Raw genomic sequence first — 15,089 nt, forward strand, 5'->3', positions numbered from 1 at the left:
TACGGTCACTCCATCTTAACGGAACCACGGAACCGTTTAGCTTCCGTCCGAGGAGGGACGACCATGTCCGCGCCCAGCCGCACCCCGTCACGCTCCGCACCCGCCGCCCCCGTACCGCCGTCCGCCCGCATGACCGGGCGTCAGAAGCTCGTCCTGGCGCTGCTCCTCGGCGCCCAGTTCATGATCGCCGTGGACTTCTCGATCCTGAACGTCGCGCTGCCCGTCGTCGGGGAAGGTCTCGGCTTCGCGCTCCAGGACCTCCAGTGGATCGCCACCGCGTTCGCCCTCGCTGCCGCCGGATTCACGCTGCTGTTCGGCCGCGTCGCCGACCTCGTCGGCCGTAAGCGCCTGTTCATCGCGGGCATGGCGGTCCTGGGCCTCTCCTCGCTGCTGGGCGGTCTGGCCACCTCGCCGGAGGTCCTGCTCACCGCCCGCGTCCTCCAGGGGCTCGCCACCGCCGCCGTCACGCCCGCCGGGCTCGCCCTGCTGACCACCGCCTTCAAGGAGGGCCCGCTGCGCGAACGCGCCCTGGGCCTCAACGGCGCTCTGATGTCCGCCGGTTTCACCGCGGGCGCGATCCTCGGCGGGCTCCTCACCGACCTGCTCTCCTGGCGGTGGGCCTTCCTGGTCAACGTTCCCGTCGCCGCCCTCGTCGTCGCCCTGGCCCCGGCCGTCATCGCCGACTCACGCCCCGCCGAACGGCCCCGGCTCGACGTCCCCGGCGCCGCGGCCGTCACCGGCGGCCTGCTGCTCCTCGTCTACGGGCTGACCCGGGCCGGGGCGACCGGCTGGACCAGCCCCGCCACCCTTGTGGCACTCCTCGCCGGTCTCGCGCTGCTCGTCGCCTTCTGGTTCGTGGAGAAGCGGGCGGCCGCGCCGCTCGTCCCCGTGCACATCCTCAAGCGCCGCAGCGTCATCTGGGGCAACGCCACCGGGCTCGTCGCCTTCGTCACCGAGACGTCCCTGGTCTTCCTGCTGACGCTCTACCTCCAGGAGGTCCTGGGCTACGCCCCCCTCGCGACCGGTCTCGCCTTCGGCGTCCTGGGCGTCGGCACCGTCATCGGCGGCACCCTCGGCGGCCGGGCGGTGGGCCGCTTCGGCAACCGCAGGACCATCGTCGCCGGGGGAGTCGTCCAGGCCCTCGCCACGCTTTCACTGGTGGCGCTCGGGACCTCGGGCACCTGGATCTGGCTGCTGCTGGCCGCCACGTTCATCGGGGGCATCGGCAACATGCTGATGATCGTCGGCTTCATGGTCACCGCGACCTCGGGCCTCCCCGACGAGGAGCAGGGCCTGGCCACCGGCCTCGCCACGATGACCCAACAGGTCGGCATCACCCTCGGCATCCCGGTCATGAGCGCCGTCGCCACCGCCCGGATGACCGCACTCGGCGACACCGGTCCGGCCGGCGTCCTGTCCGGGGTCTCCGTCGCCGTCCTGGTCAACTCCGCGCTGGTCCTGGCCGGAGCCGTACTCGCGGGCGTCTTCCTCAAGGACCGCCGGGGCAGGTGAGCCCGCGTGGGAGGCTCCCGCCGCTCACAGCGTCAGCCAGCCACGCAGGGCCGCCTGCACGCCGGCCTGGAAGCGGGTCTCCGCCTTCAGCTCCTGCATCAGGCGGCTTATGCGTCGGCGGACCGTGTGGACGTGCACCTCCAGGCGGCGGGCTATCGCCTCGTCCTTCAGGCCGGAGGAGAGCATCGTCAGCAGCTCCCGGTCCTCGTCCGTGACCTGGGCGTTGTCGACGGAGCCGATCGGGACGGCGCGCTCCCACACCGCTTCGAACAGCGGCACCAGCGCGTTGCTCAGCAGAGCGTCGCTTACCACCAGAGCGGTGGCGGTGGGGTCGGCCGCGTCGGTCGGCGGCAGCAGCGTCATCCGGCGGTCGACAGTGATCAGCTTTGTCGGCAGGTCCATGCCGAGCCGGATCTGCACTCCCTCCGCGGCCAGCACGTTCAGCCCGCGCGCCCGCCCCTGGAAGACCAGCCCCTCCCGGTCGACCACGGCCCGCACCCGTACCCCGCGCCGGACCGGTTCGGCCATGTTGATCGGCTCGGGCATGCCGTCCGGCTCGCTCGCGGCGTACGGGGGGCGGTCCAGGAGCGCCACCTCCTCGGTCGCGGACACCACGAGCGAGGTGACCCGCTCGGCGATGGCCTTGCGCCCCCGCAGCGTCTCGATCCCGAGGGTGCGCGGGGTGTGCGAAGCGGACATGAGCTGCGCCGCGATCCGGTCCACGGAGCCCGTCAGCTCCTCCAGCTCCGCCTCCCGCCGCAGCAGGTCCGCCTGGTGCAGATGGATGAGGTTGCGCAGCGCGGTGGCCGGGGCGTCCGGGACCGGCAGCCCGGGGCCCCGGGCGGGGCGGGTGAAGCCGCGCTCGTCGAGGCGGTCCAGCGCGCTGCGGAGCTGCCGGGGCGAGAGGCCGAGGTTCTGGGCGAGGGCGGCCCGGGTGGTGTTGCCAGGGGTGTTCAGCAGGGCCTCGTAGACCCGGAGTTCGTCCGCGCCGAGCCCGAGCGCCTGCCACTGTTCGTCCAGATCAGCCCATTTCACCAGGTGATTTTCGCCCCTGGGTGTGGGCCACACAAGTGTGCACGTACAGAAGTCTGCAGGTGGAACGCATTGTTCACACAGCGCTACGGGTCTTCCATGACGGCATCCGATAACCGTTCACGCCCTTGTGGCAACCGGAGGAGCACCGTGCGGACTTCAGCACGCAGACGAGCAGTAGGTTCACAGGGACGCCGCACCGGCGTCGTTGTCGGCCAGGGCATAGCCGCGCTGCTGGCCACGGCGGGCCTGATGGCCACCGCCATGCCGGCAGCGCACGCCGACACCGCGGCGGCCGCCCCCGCCGCGTCCGACACCACGCCCGGCAGCGAGACCGACACCCCCTCGCTCGTCACCGGTCTGCACGAGGAGGTCGCCGCCACCGGCAGCGCGGCCGACGCCGCCCGCGGCCACCTCAAGGCCAAGAAGGGCCGCTACCACATCGCGGACACCTCGGCCAAGGACCTGGCCTCCGTCGGGACCACCACCGACAAGGGCGGCAAGGAGACGGTCCGCCTCCAGCAGAAGTACAAGGGCGTCGAGGTCCTCGGCGGCCAGTACGTCGTCCGCATGACGAAGAAGGACGGCAAGCGCGCCGTCACCGGCACCTCCGGCAACTACTTCACCAAGCTGAAGCTCGACTCGGTCAGCCCGAAGGTCTCCGAGGAGACCGCGATCGAGCGCGCCGTCGGCGCCGTCACCACCCAGTTCGGCGGCGGCCTCCTGCGCGCCCCGGCCAAGGGTGAGAAGCAGGCCAAGGCCGAGTTCAAGGGCACGGCCGGCGACGTCACGATCCTCCCGCAGGGCACCGGCGTGCTGACCCGGCACATCACCGTCACGGGCACCAACCCGGCCGACGGCTCGCCGGTCCAGCAGGAGGTGTACATCGACGCGCACTCCGGCTTCCCGGTCATGCAGTACAGCGGCATCAAGACCTTCGGCGCGACGGGCACGGGCACCGGCGCGACGGAGGGCGTCGCGGCCCCCGCCGACGCCACCACCGCGGCCGCCGACCAGCTCGTCGTCAAGGGCAGCGGCGTCCGCTACAACGGCCAGAAGGTCGACATCAATCTGTACAAGGACACCAAGGGTCTCCTGCAGATGATCGACTACAGCAAGCGGGCCGCGGACGACTCCCCGTACGCGGGCCCCATGATCGCCACGTACGACGCCCGGGGCCGTGAGGCGTCCAGCGCCTCCGGTGTCTGGCCCACCGGCATCAAGTACTTCCAGCCCGCCACCCCGGATCTCGGCGAGGAGTACACCAACTCCGGTGCCGTGGACGCCCACTGGGCGGCCGGCAAGGTGTACGACTACTACAAGAACCACTTCGGCCGGAAGGGCCTCGACGGCCAGGACGGCTACATCTACTCCCTGGTCGGCGTCGTCCAGCGGGGCCAGCCGTACAACAACGCCTTCTGGGACGGCGAGAAGATGGTGTACGGCCAGGGTGGCGGCGACTACCGCACCTTCTCCGCGGACACCGACGTCGTCGGCCACGAGATGACCCACGGCGTCGTCGAGCACACCGCGAACCTGGTGTACGCGGGCCAGTCCGGCGCCATGAACGAGGCGCTCGCCGACTACTTCGGCAACGCCATCGACCTGGAGGCCAACGGCCAGTCGATGGACGACCCGGACGCCGGTCTCCTCGGCGAGGACCTGTGCACCACCGCGGGCCCCCGCGAGTGCGCCCTGCGCGACCTGAACGACGGCGCCACCACGTCGAAGAACTTCATCGGCGTCACCTACAGCGGTGACAACGGCGGCGTCCACCTCAACTCGACGATCTTCTCGGGCGCGCTGTGGGACATGCGCCAGGACCTCGGCGCCGAGCTCGCCGACCAGTACGTCTACCGCGCCCTGTCCGCGTACATGACCCCCCTCGACGGCTTCACCGAGGGCCGCGCCGCGGTCATCGCCGCCGCGAAGGAGCTGGGCGCCACCAAGGCCCAGCTGGCGATCGTCAAGCGGTCCTTCGACGCGCACGGCATCGTCCCCGGCTGGGAGAAGGCCCTCGGCGTCGACACCGACACGCTCGTCTCCAAGGTCAACATCGCCAGCACCGGCGTCGGCGCGGGCGGCGGCAAGTACGCCGTCTCCCGCTCCAACGAGGACGGCAGCGAGCCGTACTCGGTGTGGCTGGGGAACACCTCCGGCAAGGGCCAGCCGCAGCTGGTGAGCGCCAACAACGGCGACTACAACGTCTACGCCAACACCGACGGCAAGACGGTGGTGTGGGCCGACTACAGCAGCACGGGCATCAAGATCATGGCGCGCCCCGTCGCGGGCGGCCTCGCCAAGATGGTCGACGGCATCGGCAGCGACGTCACCGGCCTCGTCGTGGACGGTGACTGGGTCGCGTACACCGCCCTCAACCCGCAGTACGGTGTCACGAACGTCCGGTACGCCAACATGAAGACCGGCGAGACCGGTCTGGTCGACGGCGGCCGCCCCTACAACATCTCGGGTCTGGCCTCCATCAAGGACGGCAAGATCGCCTACGCCAAGGTGGCCCCTGACGCGAACGGCAACATGAAGGTCGGCGTCGAGGTCTTCGACACGGCGACCCACACCAAGACGACGATGCCCGCCTCCGACGACGCCATGGGCATCGGCCAGACCGCGATCACCGACGACGGCGTCTTCTGGATCGAGGACGACGACGCCACCGACACCGGCAAGGCCGCGGTGCGCCGCGCGAACCTCGACGGCACGAACCCGGTCACCGTCACCCCCGAGGCGGGCGAAGGCTCCCTCTACGCCTACTCGCTGACGGCCTCGGACGACGCGGTCAGCATCTCGACCGTCCCGCCGGCCACCACGTGGGCCAACGACACGATGATGAAGCTGTACCAGATCGCCCCCGACGGCAAGGGCGGCGCGCAGCGCGTCTCCTGCAACCGCGGCGAGCAGATGTTCGGCGCAGCCGACGAGGGCCAGCGCGTCCTGTGGCTCGACGGCACCACCGGCTACACCAACCTGGTCAAGCGCGACCGCCCCGCGGGCAACTGCTGACCTGACTCCGTAACACCTGCGGCCGGGCCCCTGTCGGCGGGGGTCCGGCCGCGGTGCGTGGCGGACGCGCCCTGATATCCTGCGCTCTTCGCCGGCGGCCCCGGCGGAGTCCCCCGGTAGGGCTTCATGTCGTGCTCCGAGCAGCTCATGACCGCTCTCGACGCCCTGGACCGTGCCTTCGCCCCGGAACGCCCTTTCCCCGTCGGGGGGTGCACGTTCTGCTACGCCGAGCAGGATCTGGACGAACTCGCCGGGCCCCTGCACCTCATATCCGAGGATCTGATCCCCGCGGTAGCCGCGGAGGGGCCCGACCACTGGGACGACTTCCCCCGGCTCTACCGCCGCCTCGTCCCGCGCATCGTCCGTCCGCTCGTCACCGGCCGACTCCACGTCGACGAGGAGCTCATCGCCTCGCGGCTGGTCCAGGCGGAGTGGACCGCCTGGGACCCGCTGCTGGCCGAGGCTCTGCGGGACGTGTGGGTCGCCTGGTGGCGCAGCGCGCTGGACACCCGCCCCGGCGGTCCCGTGTCCATCAGGGACACCCTCAGCCTCGTCACCGTGACGACCGGCAGCATACGTCCCTGGCTGGACACCTGGGCCGCGACCCGGACCCCGGCCGCCGACGCCCAGTTGGCCGATCTCGTCGACGACGTGATGTTCGAAGGCGAGATCACCGACCTGTACATGGGCTTCTACGAGGAGTACCACGCCACTCCCGAACTGCTGGGCTGGCTCCTCACCGACGTACGCGACCGGGTCACCGACCCGCGCCTGGACGATCCGTACGTCCGTGCCCACCTCGGACCAGGGCAGTCGTGAGTTCAACTTCCCAAGGCACGTGCCGAACCCTGCGCCGAGTCTTGCTCACTGGCGAACGGTCTCCTATCGTCCCGCGTCAAGCAGCCCGTGGGAACGCTCCCACCGGGGCCGGTCCCCCCCACCCGTTCCTACAAGCAGTGGAGACGTGATGACCGACATGCCGCACAAGCCGAGCCGCAGGCGCGTACTCGGTGCCGCACTGGCCGTGCCGCCCGCACTGATGCTGGGCGCGCAGAGCGCACGGGCCGCGTCCTGGGGCGCGCCCGTGACCGTCAACGCGTGGAACAGGATCAGCGGGAGGTGGACCCCCAACAACGAGCTGGAGACGTACACACCGGACTGTGTCTGGTACGAGGGCGACACTCTGATCATCAAGGCGTACAGCGCCGGTGGCGGCGTGTACTACTCGGGTCGCGTGGAGTCGTCGGCGCTGTACGGGTACGGCACGTACAGGTTCACCGCGAGCATGCCCAACGGCAGGGGGCTGCTGCCCGCCGTGTGGGCCGCCTACCTCAACCCCTGGCTGCCGGAGTTCGACGCGGCGGAGATCGTGGGGCAGAACCCGAACGTCGTCTACCAGACCAACCACGACACCAACAACGCCCAACAGCAGTTCTCCCGGACCAACTCCTCCGGCTGGACGAACGCGTTCCACACCTACTCGTTCAGCTGGTTCCCCGACCACATCGACTACGCGGTGGACGGCGTCATCACGGGCACCACCTGGTACACCTCACCACCCGGGACCAAGATGCACTTCATCGCCAACATCGCGGTCGGCGGCGACTGGCCGGGCAACCCGGACGCCTCCACCTGGGCCACCGCCGACGGCGCCCGGTACCTCAAACTGTCGTCGGTGACGCACACGCCGTACTACCCGTGACAAGGCGAGGGCGGCCACGAGAAAACCGCACCCGGCCCGCGACGACCGCCGAGTACGGCGGCCTGCGGACCGGGTGCGGCCGGCTGCGACCGGGAGATCAGGCCTTCTTGGTCTCCTAGTAAAGGGGCGGGTCGGCGACCTGCGGCGAGGGCGGCCACAGTTCGCTGACCTGGCCTTTTGGTGATGGGTGGCGATGGGGTGCGACGGTCTTGGCCGGGTGTCCTGCGGACTGTGTGCGGACTGCTCTACTTCTGGTGTGCGGATCGCGTAGCCGCCGATGCTAGGAATCGCCATCGTCGGCACGCACTGCCATCAGCACCCGTTGCAACGTGGTGATACGTGGATCCCCATCCGGCCGGACTTCCCGGGTGCGGTCCAGCAGAGCTTCGAGCTCCTCCTGAGCGGCGCGTGGCTGTCCGGCCTCCCACAGCAGCTGAGCTCGACGGTAGCGTGCGTCCCAGACTGACTCGTGGTCCGCTCCGCGTGTACGCGCCCAACCGGCCGCCACTTCCTTGAACTCCTCAGCGCTTTCTGACGGCTGCCCTGCCCGGCTCAGACTCTCGCCGAGGTTCTTGCGCGCTAGCAGCGTTTCCGGATGGTCAGGCCCCAACGTGCGGTCCCGACGCTCCACAACGTCACGAAACCGGGGAATAGCCTCCGTGAGCCTTCCCTGGTTTCCCAGCGCCATGGCCAGATTATGATTATTTGTCAGGGTCTCGGGATGGTCGACTCCGAGAGCCTTCCGGCACGCGGACAGTGCATCGCGGTACTCCGTCTCCGCTTCAGGGAATCGCTCCTGATCGGCCAGCAGATACGCCAAGTTTCCGTGCACGGAGAGGGTCCTTGGGTGATCAGGCCCCATGACGCGGCCACATATCGACAGGATTTCCCTGAATGCGACTTCGGCTTCGGCGGCGAACCCCCTGTCATCCAGGACACGAGCGAGCGAAAGCCGAGTGGTGAGCGTCTCGGGGTGCTCATGCCCGTACCTAAGTTCCTGGATCTGCAGGATCGCTGAGTGCTCCCTCTCTGCCTCGTTGAGATTGCCCTGGATGCGGAGGAGGACGGCGAGGTTATGTCGTAGCGTCAATACCAGGGGTTGATCATCGGAGTGTTTGTAGGCCGCGTCTCTCAGCGCTTCGCGGTAGACGGAAGCTGCCTCGTCGAGACTTCCGAAGTCTTTTAGCGCGACCCCGAGACTGTTACGGGCGGTAATCGTGTCGGGGTGTGAGGGCCCCGACTTTTGTCGCTCCTGGTCGGCGATCTCCCGCAACTGACGGATGGCCTCCCGCAGCCTTCCACGCGCGTGCAACACCGCCACCAGGTCGTGCCGGACGTCCAGACGCCCCCCGTCGTGCTCCGGCAGAGCATTGAGTGCTTGATGCAATTGCGCCTCGGCTTCGGCAAGGCTTCCCTGTTGCAGCAGGAGTGTGCCCAAAGACGCTCGGACACTGGCGACGTTGCGGTGGGAGCTGCCAAGCACAGCCTCCTGGAGGGCCAGGACATTGCGCACCTCGGATACGGCTTCGTCCGTTCGTCCGACGCGTCCCAAGGCCATGGCCCACTCGTAGTGGGCGTTGAGCGTGACTGGGTGATGTTCGCCGTGGCGCGTAGTCGCCGAATCCAAGATCGACCTGTACTCCGATTCCGCCTGGGTCAGTTCGCCCAGAGAGCGGAGTGCCGCAGCACGGCTGTTACGACCTGCCAACACGTTGGGGTGGTCGTCGACGAGCTGCCTTTTCTGCGCGTCGGTCAGCTCCGCGAAGACCGCGGCAGCGCTCTTCGCGTCGAGCTCCCCTTGTTGTGTGAGCAGCACAGCCATGCTGTGACGCGCGTCGAGCGTCTCGGGATGATCGGGTCCCAGGATGCGTGTCCGAGCGTCCAGCACAGTCCGAATCTCGGCCTCCGCTGCGGTGAACTCCTGTCGCAGGACGAGGGTGATGGCCAGGTTCGCGCGAGTGATCAGCGTGGACGGGTGCTCAGCTCCGAGAACCTCTTCTTCCAGTTCGAGAACCTGTCGGAAGACCTCCTCGGCACGCTGGTTCTCCCCCTGATCGCGCAGAGAGACCGCGAATTCGTGCTGAGCTTCTAGGACATCTGGGTGCTCTTCTCCCAGCTTGGCTCGCAATCCTTCCAGCACCACTCTTCCCTCGTCAGCAGCTTCACCGAGGCGGCCCATGCCTCTGATGCAGATGGCGCGACCGTGCCGCGAGCGCAACGTGGTGGCGGCGTCGGCGCCGAACAGCCGGGTCTCATGATGGATTACCTCGTCGTACTCGCGCTCCGCCGCCTCTAGCTTTCCTCGCTGACATGCCACTCGCGCCCGCTGGTAGCGCACGGTCAGGGTGGTGGAGTCTGCCTCCCCGAACTGCCTGACGCACTCCTCCGTAATGTGGTCAAGTTCGGACTCAGCCGCCGTCAGATCGCCCATCTCCTCGACTGCGATGGCCCGGTGCCTGCGGATATTCACCCTGACCCAGGGTGCGGCTTCTGCTGAATCAGCACGCTCCAACGCTTCGTCCGCCAGTTCGCAGGCCGCCGCGTACTCGCCTCGGAAGTGCAGGTAGGAAACGGCGACCCCGGCCCCGATCAACAGTCCGTTGAGACGGTCATCGACCGTGGTACCCCATCGCGGCAATCGTCGCAGCATCACCTGCCAGTGCGGGATGAGCCCTTGCCAAGCCGGCCAGGAACTCGGATCCCGCGGATTCTCCATGTACGGGGTGGCTGTCACCAGCAGATCGGCGGCCGAGTCCCATACCTCTCGGTAGGCCCGGGGCTCTGTGAGGAGTGGGGCGACCGACACCTCGGCCACGAGCCGGTGGATCTGGTAGACGGGTTTCGTAGAACCTGTGTTGACCCCGATGAGGCCGAACCTGCGAAGACCGCCCATGGCAGCTCTGATTGCCCGGGGCGGAAGTTTCGCGGGCCACATCGGCAGAGTGGCAATGGCGGAAAGGTCGAGCAGAGCGTTCGGTAGGGAGGCTGTTGGGGCGAAGCAGGACAGCAACTGCAGCAAGCTTCGGGCGTGCTCTGTGCCCTGCCGTTCGAGGAGGGACAGGGACAGCTCCCACGTACCGGCAATTGTCCGGCGGGCCCGGTCCTCCTCGTTGCGTAGATCCCCGTGCACGCCCTCGGTCGCGTCGTCGAGGAACAACGGAGAGCCGTCGAGCACGTCGGAGTATTCGGCGAAGGTCTGTGCTTCGGCCAGTGGATCGCCGTGCGCCATGGCCAGGTATGTGCCCGCCAAGTGCAGTGCAAGGGGCAGGGAGCCCAGCCGGTCGGCCAGAGCCCTGGCGGAGGCCGCGTCCCCCGCCTCGCGAGCCAGCTCTCGGAGGACCTGGCCTGCGAATTCGACTTCCAAGACCTCAAGTCGGTGGAAGCGTGCGATTCGGTCGCCCCAGGATGGCCTGTTGCCATCGCGCGTGGTGACGAGTACGCCACGTGATATGCCGATCGGGGGCCTGACCCAGCCCGTGGCGTCGGCGAGCGCGGCGCCGGGGCAGGACAGCACGTTGAGATCGTCGGCATCGTCGAAGACAAGCAGCCAGGGGCGGTCCAGGTTCGCCAGATGGCGCCACACCAGATCGGCTGCAGGACGCCCGCCCTTCTCCCAGGCATGGGCGACGTGCTCGGCCGGCGCCCCGGCGCGGAGAGCCGCCTGCTGCATCCCGTCGGCTACGGCAGCTGCGGATCCTGCCTGGATCCAGAAGACCTCGGCTCCGGCCTTCTTGGCCCGCTCGGCTGCGCTCAGGGCGACTGTCGTCTTCCCCACTCCGCCCATCGCGGACAGGACTTGGATGCGTGGATCGTCCACGCTCTCTGTGAGGGCTGTCAGGATGCTGTCACGCCCCAGCACGGCCTGCGGAAGCCTGCCGTAGGGAGCCTCCACCGAGCCGAGTGCGAGCAACTCCTGTAAGGATGGGGTGGGGGAGCTGAGGCCCGTGACGTTGACGGTGACCGAATCGTGGAAATGCGCCGCCGGAGCGTTGAGGCCGGTGGAGCCTAAGACGCTGTTAGCTGTCGTGTCCCGCGCGGGTTCGGGGCTCGTTGTCATTGTGCTTGCTCGGACTGGCCGAATGACATGTGCACCTCACCATTGAAGGTTCCCCCAGGCGCATTGAGCCCCTGGGATCCGTGCACGGTGTTGGTAGTGGAGACAACGGGCTTAGCGAGGAGTGACAACCACTCCTCCATCTCACGACGGAACTCAGGGTCGGCCGCGGCCTCACGACGTAGGGCCTCACCAAGTAGAGCGACGGCAGCTGGATCATTGCTATTTCGCGCGTCTAGGAGGGCGACAGCCTGGTCGTTGCGCGAGAAGCGGCTCCGGAGACGTTGCCAGAGATCCGTTACGACTGTCTCGCTCAGGCTTCCGCTGGCACCACCCAGCGCCGCAAGTGCCAGCTCGGCCACCGCTAAGTCCATCTGAACCCCCAGGATATCGATCATCTAGTGTGCTAGGCGCCATTTTAGTGATGAGAAGCCACTTGAGGCTGGTCTTGGCTAAATGGTCGGCCCACATGCTTCAGCGACTGGTGGGCGTGATGGCGAGGGTGCTAGCGCTGACGTGGCCTTGTAGAAGTGAAAGAGGAGCTTCAACACCGGTCGCTTCAGTCCGGACGGGGTATGGGCCTCTCTACTTCCAGCCGTCGAGGGAAACGTCCGGGCCACCCGTGAGGTACCGGTGGAGGGCGCTGGAGGTCGTGTCCACGAAGTTCTCGGGGATCGCGCCGGCATCGACCCAGCAGACCTGGGCGTGCTTGCGGGGTTCGCGGTTTTCGGGTTCGCCGGTCCATTCGTGGGTGGCGAAGACGACCGTGAGGAAGCCGTTGGGGGCTTCGACGCCCCAGGCGCCGTGAATGATGTGGGCGACCTTGAGGGACTCCGGCTTCACCGTGAGGCCGGTCTCCTCGTAGAGCTCGCGGACTGCCGTCTCGGTGATGGGCTCGCCCGGTTCGCTCTTGCCGACGGGCAGGTCCCACAGCCCCTGGGCGAACTTCGCGTTCTCGCTGCGCTGGAGGAGCACGACGCGGTTGGTGGCATTGTCGTGGACGATGACGGCCGCGACCAGCAGGGTCATCGAGTCGAGTGCCGGCTTGAGGGCCGGGGGGCGGTTGTCGGTCTGCTGGGCCACGGGGTTCCCTTCGTCGGGCGGGTTGTTGGGCATGTTAGGCGAGGGCCTCGCGGGCGCGGCGGGCGAGATCTGCGGCCCCGGGGACGCGGCGGCGCTGGTAGATCGCGAGCGTGGATCGGATCGAGGTGATCGCCTTGCGGGTGCGGTTTGAGGTCATGCCTTCCATGAGGACCAGGGCCTGGGTCCAGGCGGCGACGGCTTCGTCGGCGCGGGCTTGGGCGGCGAGGCTGTCGCCGAGGTCGGCGTGGGTGAGGGCGTGGACGCGCTTGTACTTCTCCGGGTCCCAGCGGGTGAGCGCGTCGCGGTGCTGCTGTTCCGTGCCGATGTGGTCGGCGAGGTCGGTCAGCGTGCGGGCGGTGTGGCTGGCCACGGTGCCGGCGGCGGGGCCGCTGACGCGGGAGAAGCTGGGCTGGGGACCGTCCTCGCGCAGGAGTGCGTCTTCGGCGGCGAGGAGAGCGCGGGCGGCCAATGGGTTCTCGCCAACGGCTGCGTAGGCGCGGGCGTGCGTGATGTGGAGGAGGGCTTCGGTCTGGCTGTCTACGTGTCCGAGGCCGCGGGTGAGGGCTCCTTTGACGAGGTCGACGCAGTGGTGGGGTTGCTTGAGGCTGAGGGACTGGTGGGCGAGGGCGCGCATCATCCAGGCGGCGTGGCCGTGGGGGTCGGCTTCGCAGGCGAGTTGGTAGCCGACCTGGTAGTAGCGCTGGGCGGCGCCTTCGTGTCCCAGGTCGTGGTGCTTCCACCCTGCGAGGTAGGCGAGTTCGGCGACAGCTCCGAAGGCGGCCTGGCGTAAGGCTTCTGTGGGGAAGCGGCCGCGCAGCATGGGGGCTGCCGTGTCGGCGAGGTACGCAGTGACTGTGGTCAGGCCGTGGCCGCCGCCGAGCCGTTCGTCGGCGGCGCTGAAGGCTGCCGTGATCTGTCGTACGACGTCGATGTCGTCGCCGCCGACGAGGGAGCGGGCGGTGCGGGCACGGAGCATCCGCGAGGTGGCTTCGTGGTCGTGCAGGAGCGGCATGGCCACGCCGGCCGTGGTGAAGGCGGCGATGGCAAGAAAGCGGCGGCGCTCGACGTCCGCGCGACCGAGGTCGGTGACCGCGGTGACGGGGTCGGTATCCGGTGGCGACTCCGTGTCGGGTGAGTGGAGGCCGAGCTCGGTTCGGGTGACGACGCGGCCCAGGCGCCGGGAGAGGGCTTCGGCGAGGTACTGGCCTGCTTGGCCGGACGGCGTGCGGGCACCGCCCACCCAGTGGGAGATGGCCGACTTGTTCGTCTGGAGCAGTTCGCCGTTCTCGGCGGCGATGCGGCGTACGTCTTTGGCAAGCGCGTCGTACGTGCACCCGGCGGCGTTGATCGTTTCGCGCAGGCGGGAGTTGGCGCTGGTGGGCATAGACCTGCTCCAGGCCATCCGCTGGATCAACGACCCGGCCAAGGACCCCGCCTACATCCCCGTCGTCCGCCGCCACCTGGGCGACGTGGTCCAACTCCTGGAGGTCTAGGTGCTCACCCAGGTCTCCCCCTGGTACGCCCACGCAGCCCAGCGCACAGCCGCCGCCCCCGCGCACGCCCTGACCGCGCCGGCCCGGATGGAATGGAGCACCCACGCGGGCATCGGTCCCGGCGCCGAGATCCTGGGACGGGACCTGTGCGGCAAACGCGTCCTGGAGCTGGGCTGCGGCCCCGGCCACAACGTGGCCCACCTCGCGAAGCATCACCAGGCCCGCGTCACCGGCGTGGACCTGGTCGGCCTCCAGGTACGTCGGGCCCGCTCCCACTACGGCCACATCGACGGCGCCACGTTCGCCGGCGGCCACGCACTGCACCACCTGCAGGCCACCGGCCGGACCTTCGACGCGATCTACTCCGTCTTCGGCGCCGTCGGCCTTGTCGCCCCCGAGCTCCTCCTCGCCGCCATTTCCCGGCGCCTGGAACCGAGCGGTGTCTTGGCAAGCCCGTCGAGCTGCCGCACATGGTGACCCACGACCTGCGGCACTTTTACGCCTCCGCGCTCATCGCGGGCGGTGCGAGCGTCAAGCAGGTCCAGATGGTCCTCGGCCACGCGTCCGCCGTCATCACCCTGCGGATCTACGCGCATCTGTGGCCGGGCGAAGAAGACCGCACCCGGTCCGTGATGGACGCCGTGCTCGGCGGCCTGCGGACCGGGTGCGGACCGGTAGGCGACATGACCAGCGAAACCGCAGGTCAGACGGCCTAACCAGAGATCAAGCCTTCTTGGTCTCCCAGAAGATCTTGTCGATCTCCGCGATCAGGTCCAGCGCCTTCTGGCCGGTGGCCGGGTCGGTCGAGCCCTTGGCGGCCGAGAGGGCCTTCAGGGTGTCGTTGACCAGCTGGTGCAGCTGCGGGTACTTCTCGAAGTGCGGGGCCTTGAAGTAGTCGCTCCACAGCACCGAGACGTGGTGCTTCGCGAGCTCGGCGCGCTGCTCCTTGATGACCACGGCGCGAGCCCGGAAGTGCGGGTCCTCGTTGGCCTGGTACTTCTCCTGGACGGCCTTGACGGACTCCGCCTCGATGCGGGCCTGGGCCGGGTCGTACACGCCGCAGGGCAGGTCGCAGTGGGCGCTGACCTTCACCTTGGGGGCAAACAGGCGGGAAAGCATTGAGCTGTCCTTCCTCGTGATCGTCTTCTCAGGTGGGACATTACTCCGTGGGATGCCTGTTTTTGCGAGTGCCCCC

The 15,089-nt window shown here is 68.6% G+C and carries 10 protein-coding genes and 3 pseudogenes; 7 read left to right on the plus strand and 6 right to left on the minus strand.

All coding sequences use genetic code 11. The annotated features are described in order from the left end of the window. Positions 1-63 precede the first annotated feature (63 nt). Positions 64-1,512: an MFS transporter gene (locus ACLQ2N_RS00995; RefSeq protein WP_425808386.1), complete on the plus strand. Its 1,449-nt coding sequence runs from the start codon at positions 64-66 to the stop codon at positions 1,510-1,512. A gap of 24 nt (positions 1,513-1,536) precedes the next feature. Here the strand turns inward: ACLQ2N_RS00995 and ACLQ2N_RS01000 are convergent, their stop codons facing one another. Beyond that, the gene (locus ACLQ2N_RS01000) at positions 1,537-2,547 is read right to left on the minus strand and encodes a LuxR family transcriptional regulator (protein ID WP_425808387.1); all 1,011 of its coding nucleotides are present in this window, start codon (positions 2,545-2,547) and stop codon (positions 1,537-1,539) included. 147 nt (positions 2,548-2,694) lie between these two features. On the opposite strand from ACLQ2N_RS01000, the gene ACLQ2N_RS01005 reads away from it, so the two are divergent. The 3 genes from ACLQ2N_RS01005 to ACLQ2N_RS01015 all read left to right on the plus strand — a co-directional run bounded on the left by ACLQ2N_RS01005 (position 2,695) and on the right by ACLQ2N_RS01015 (position 7,264). Then, the gene (locus ACLQ2N_RS01005; protein WP_425808388.1) at positions 2,695-5,562 is read left to right on the plus strand and encodes a M4 family metallopeptidase; all 2,868 of its coding nucleotides are present in this window, start codon (positions 2,695-2,697) and stop codon (positions 5,560-5,562) included. A gap of 126 nt (positions 5,563-5,688) precedes the next feature. Then, a complete protein-coding gene (locus tag ACLQ2N_RS01010) occupies positions 5,689-6,381 on the plus strand; it encodes a hypothetical protein (protein ID WP_425808389.1) in 693 nt (230 codons plus the stop codon). Positions 6,382-6,529: 148 nt separating this feature from the next. Further along, positions 6,530-7,264 (plus strand): glycoside hydrolase family 16 protein, encoded by a 735-nt coding sequence (locus tag ACLQ2N_RS01015; protein WP_425808390.1) that lies wholly within the window; start codon positions 6,530-6,532, stop codon positions 7,262-7,264. Positions 7,265-7,544: 280 nt separating this feature from the next. Here the strand turns inward: ACLQ2N_RS01015 and ACLQ2N_RS01020 are convergent, their stop codons facing one another. From ACLQ2N_RS01020 to ACLQ2N_RS01035, 4 genes are all read right to left on the minus strand, one after another. After that, entirely contained in the window at positions 7,545-11,321 is a 3,777-nt protein-coding gene (locus ACLQ2N_RS01020) for a tetratricopeptide repeat protein (protein ID WP_425808391.1), read from the minus strand. Beyond that, complete coding sequence (locus ACLQ2N_RS01025) at positions 11,318-11,716, minus strand: hypothetical protein (protein WP_425808392.1); 399 nt, start codon at positions 11,714-11,716, stop codon at positions 11,318-11,320. Before ACLQ2N_RS01025 ends, ACLQ2N_RS01020 begins: the two co-directional genes overlap by 4 nt. 187 nt (positions 11,717-11,903) lie before the next feature. Next, positions 11,904-12,434 (minus strand): NUDIX domain-containing protein, encoded by a 531-nt coding sequence (locus tag ACLQ2N_RS01030; RefSeq protein ID WP_425808393.1) that lies wholly within the window; start codon positions 12,432-12,434, stop codon positions 11,904-11,906. Between the two features lies 1 nt (position 12,435). After that, the gene (locus tag ACLQ2N_RS01035; RefSeq protein WP_425808394.1) at positions 12,436-13,785 is read right to left on the minus strand and encodes a tetratricopeptide repeat protein; all 1,350 of its coding nucleotides are present in this window, start codon (positions 13,783-13,785) and stop codon (positions 12,436-12,438) included. Between the two features lie 10 nt (positions 13,786-13,795). On the opposite strand from ACLQ2N_RS01035, the pseudogene ACLQ2N_RS01040 reads away from it, so the two are divergent. From ACLQ2N_RS01040 to ACLQ2N_RS01050, 3 pseudogenes are all read left to right on the plus strand, one after another. Then, a pseudogene (locus ACLQ2N_RS01040) lies at positions 13,796-13,894 on the plus strand (aminoglycoside phosphotransferase family protein); the annotation flags it as partial. Then, positions 13,895-14,341 (plus strand): annotated as a pseudogene (locus ACLQ2N_RS01045) (SAM-dependent methyltransferase); the annotation flags it as partial. It lies immediately after the preceding pseudogene. A 2-nt stretch (positions 14,342-14,343) separates the two neighbouring features. After that, positions 14,344-14,610: pseudogene (locus tag ACLQ2N_RS01050) on the plus strand (tyrosine-type recombinase/integrase); the annotation flags it as partial. A gap of 7 nt (positions 14,611-14,617) precedes the next feature. Here the strand turns inward: ACLQ2N_RS01050 and sodN are convergent. After that, positions 14,618-15,013, minus strand: a complete 396-nt coding sequence (gene sodN / locus ACLQ2N_RS01055) for a superoxide dismutase, Ni (RefSeq protein WP_239223397.1) — start codon at positions 15,011-15,013, stop codon at positions 14,618-14,620. Positions 15,014-15,089: the final 76 nt, after the last annotated feature.

Origin of the sequence: Streptomyces sp. DT224 (assembly GCF_049844595.1) — a bacterium.
Lineage (GTDB): Bacteria > Actinomycetota > Actinomycetes > Streptomycetales > Streptomycetaceae > Streptomyces.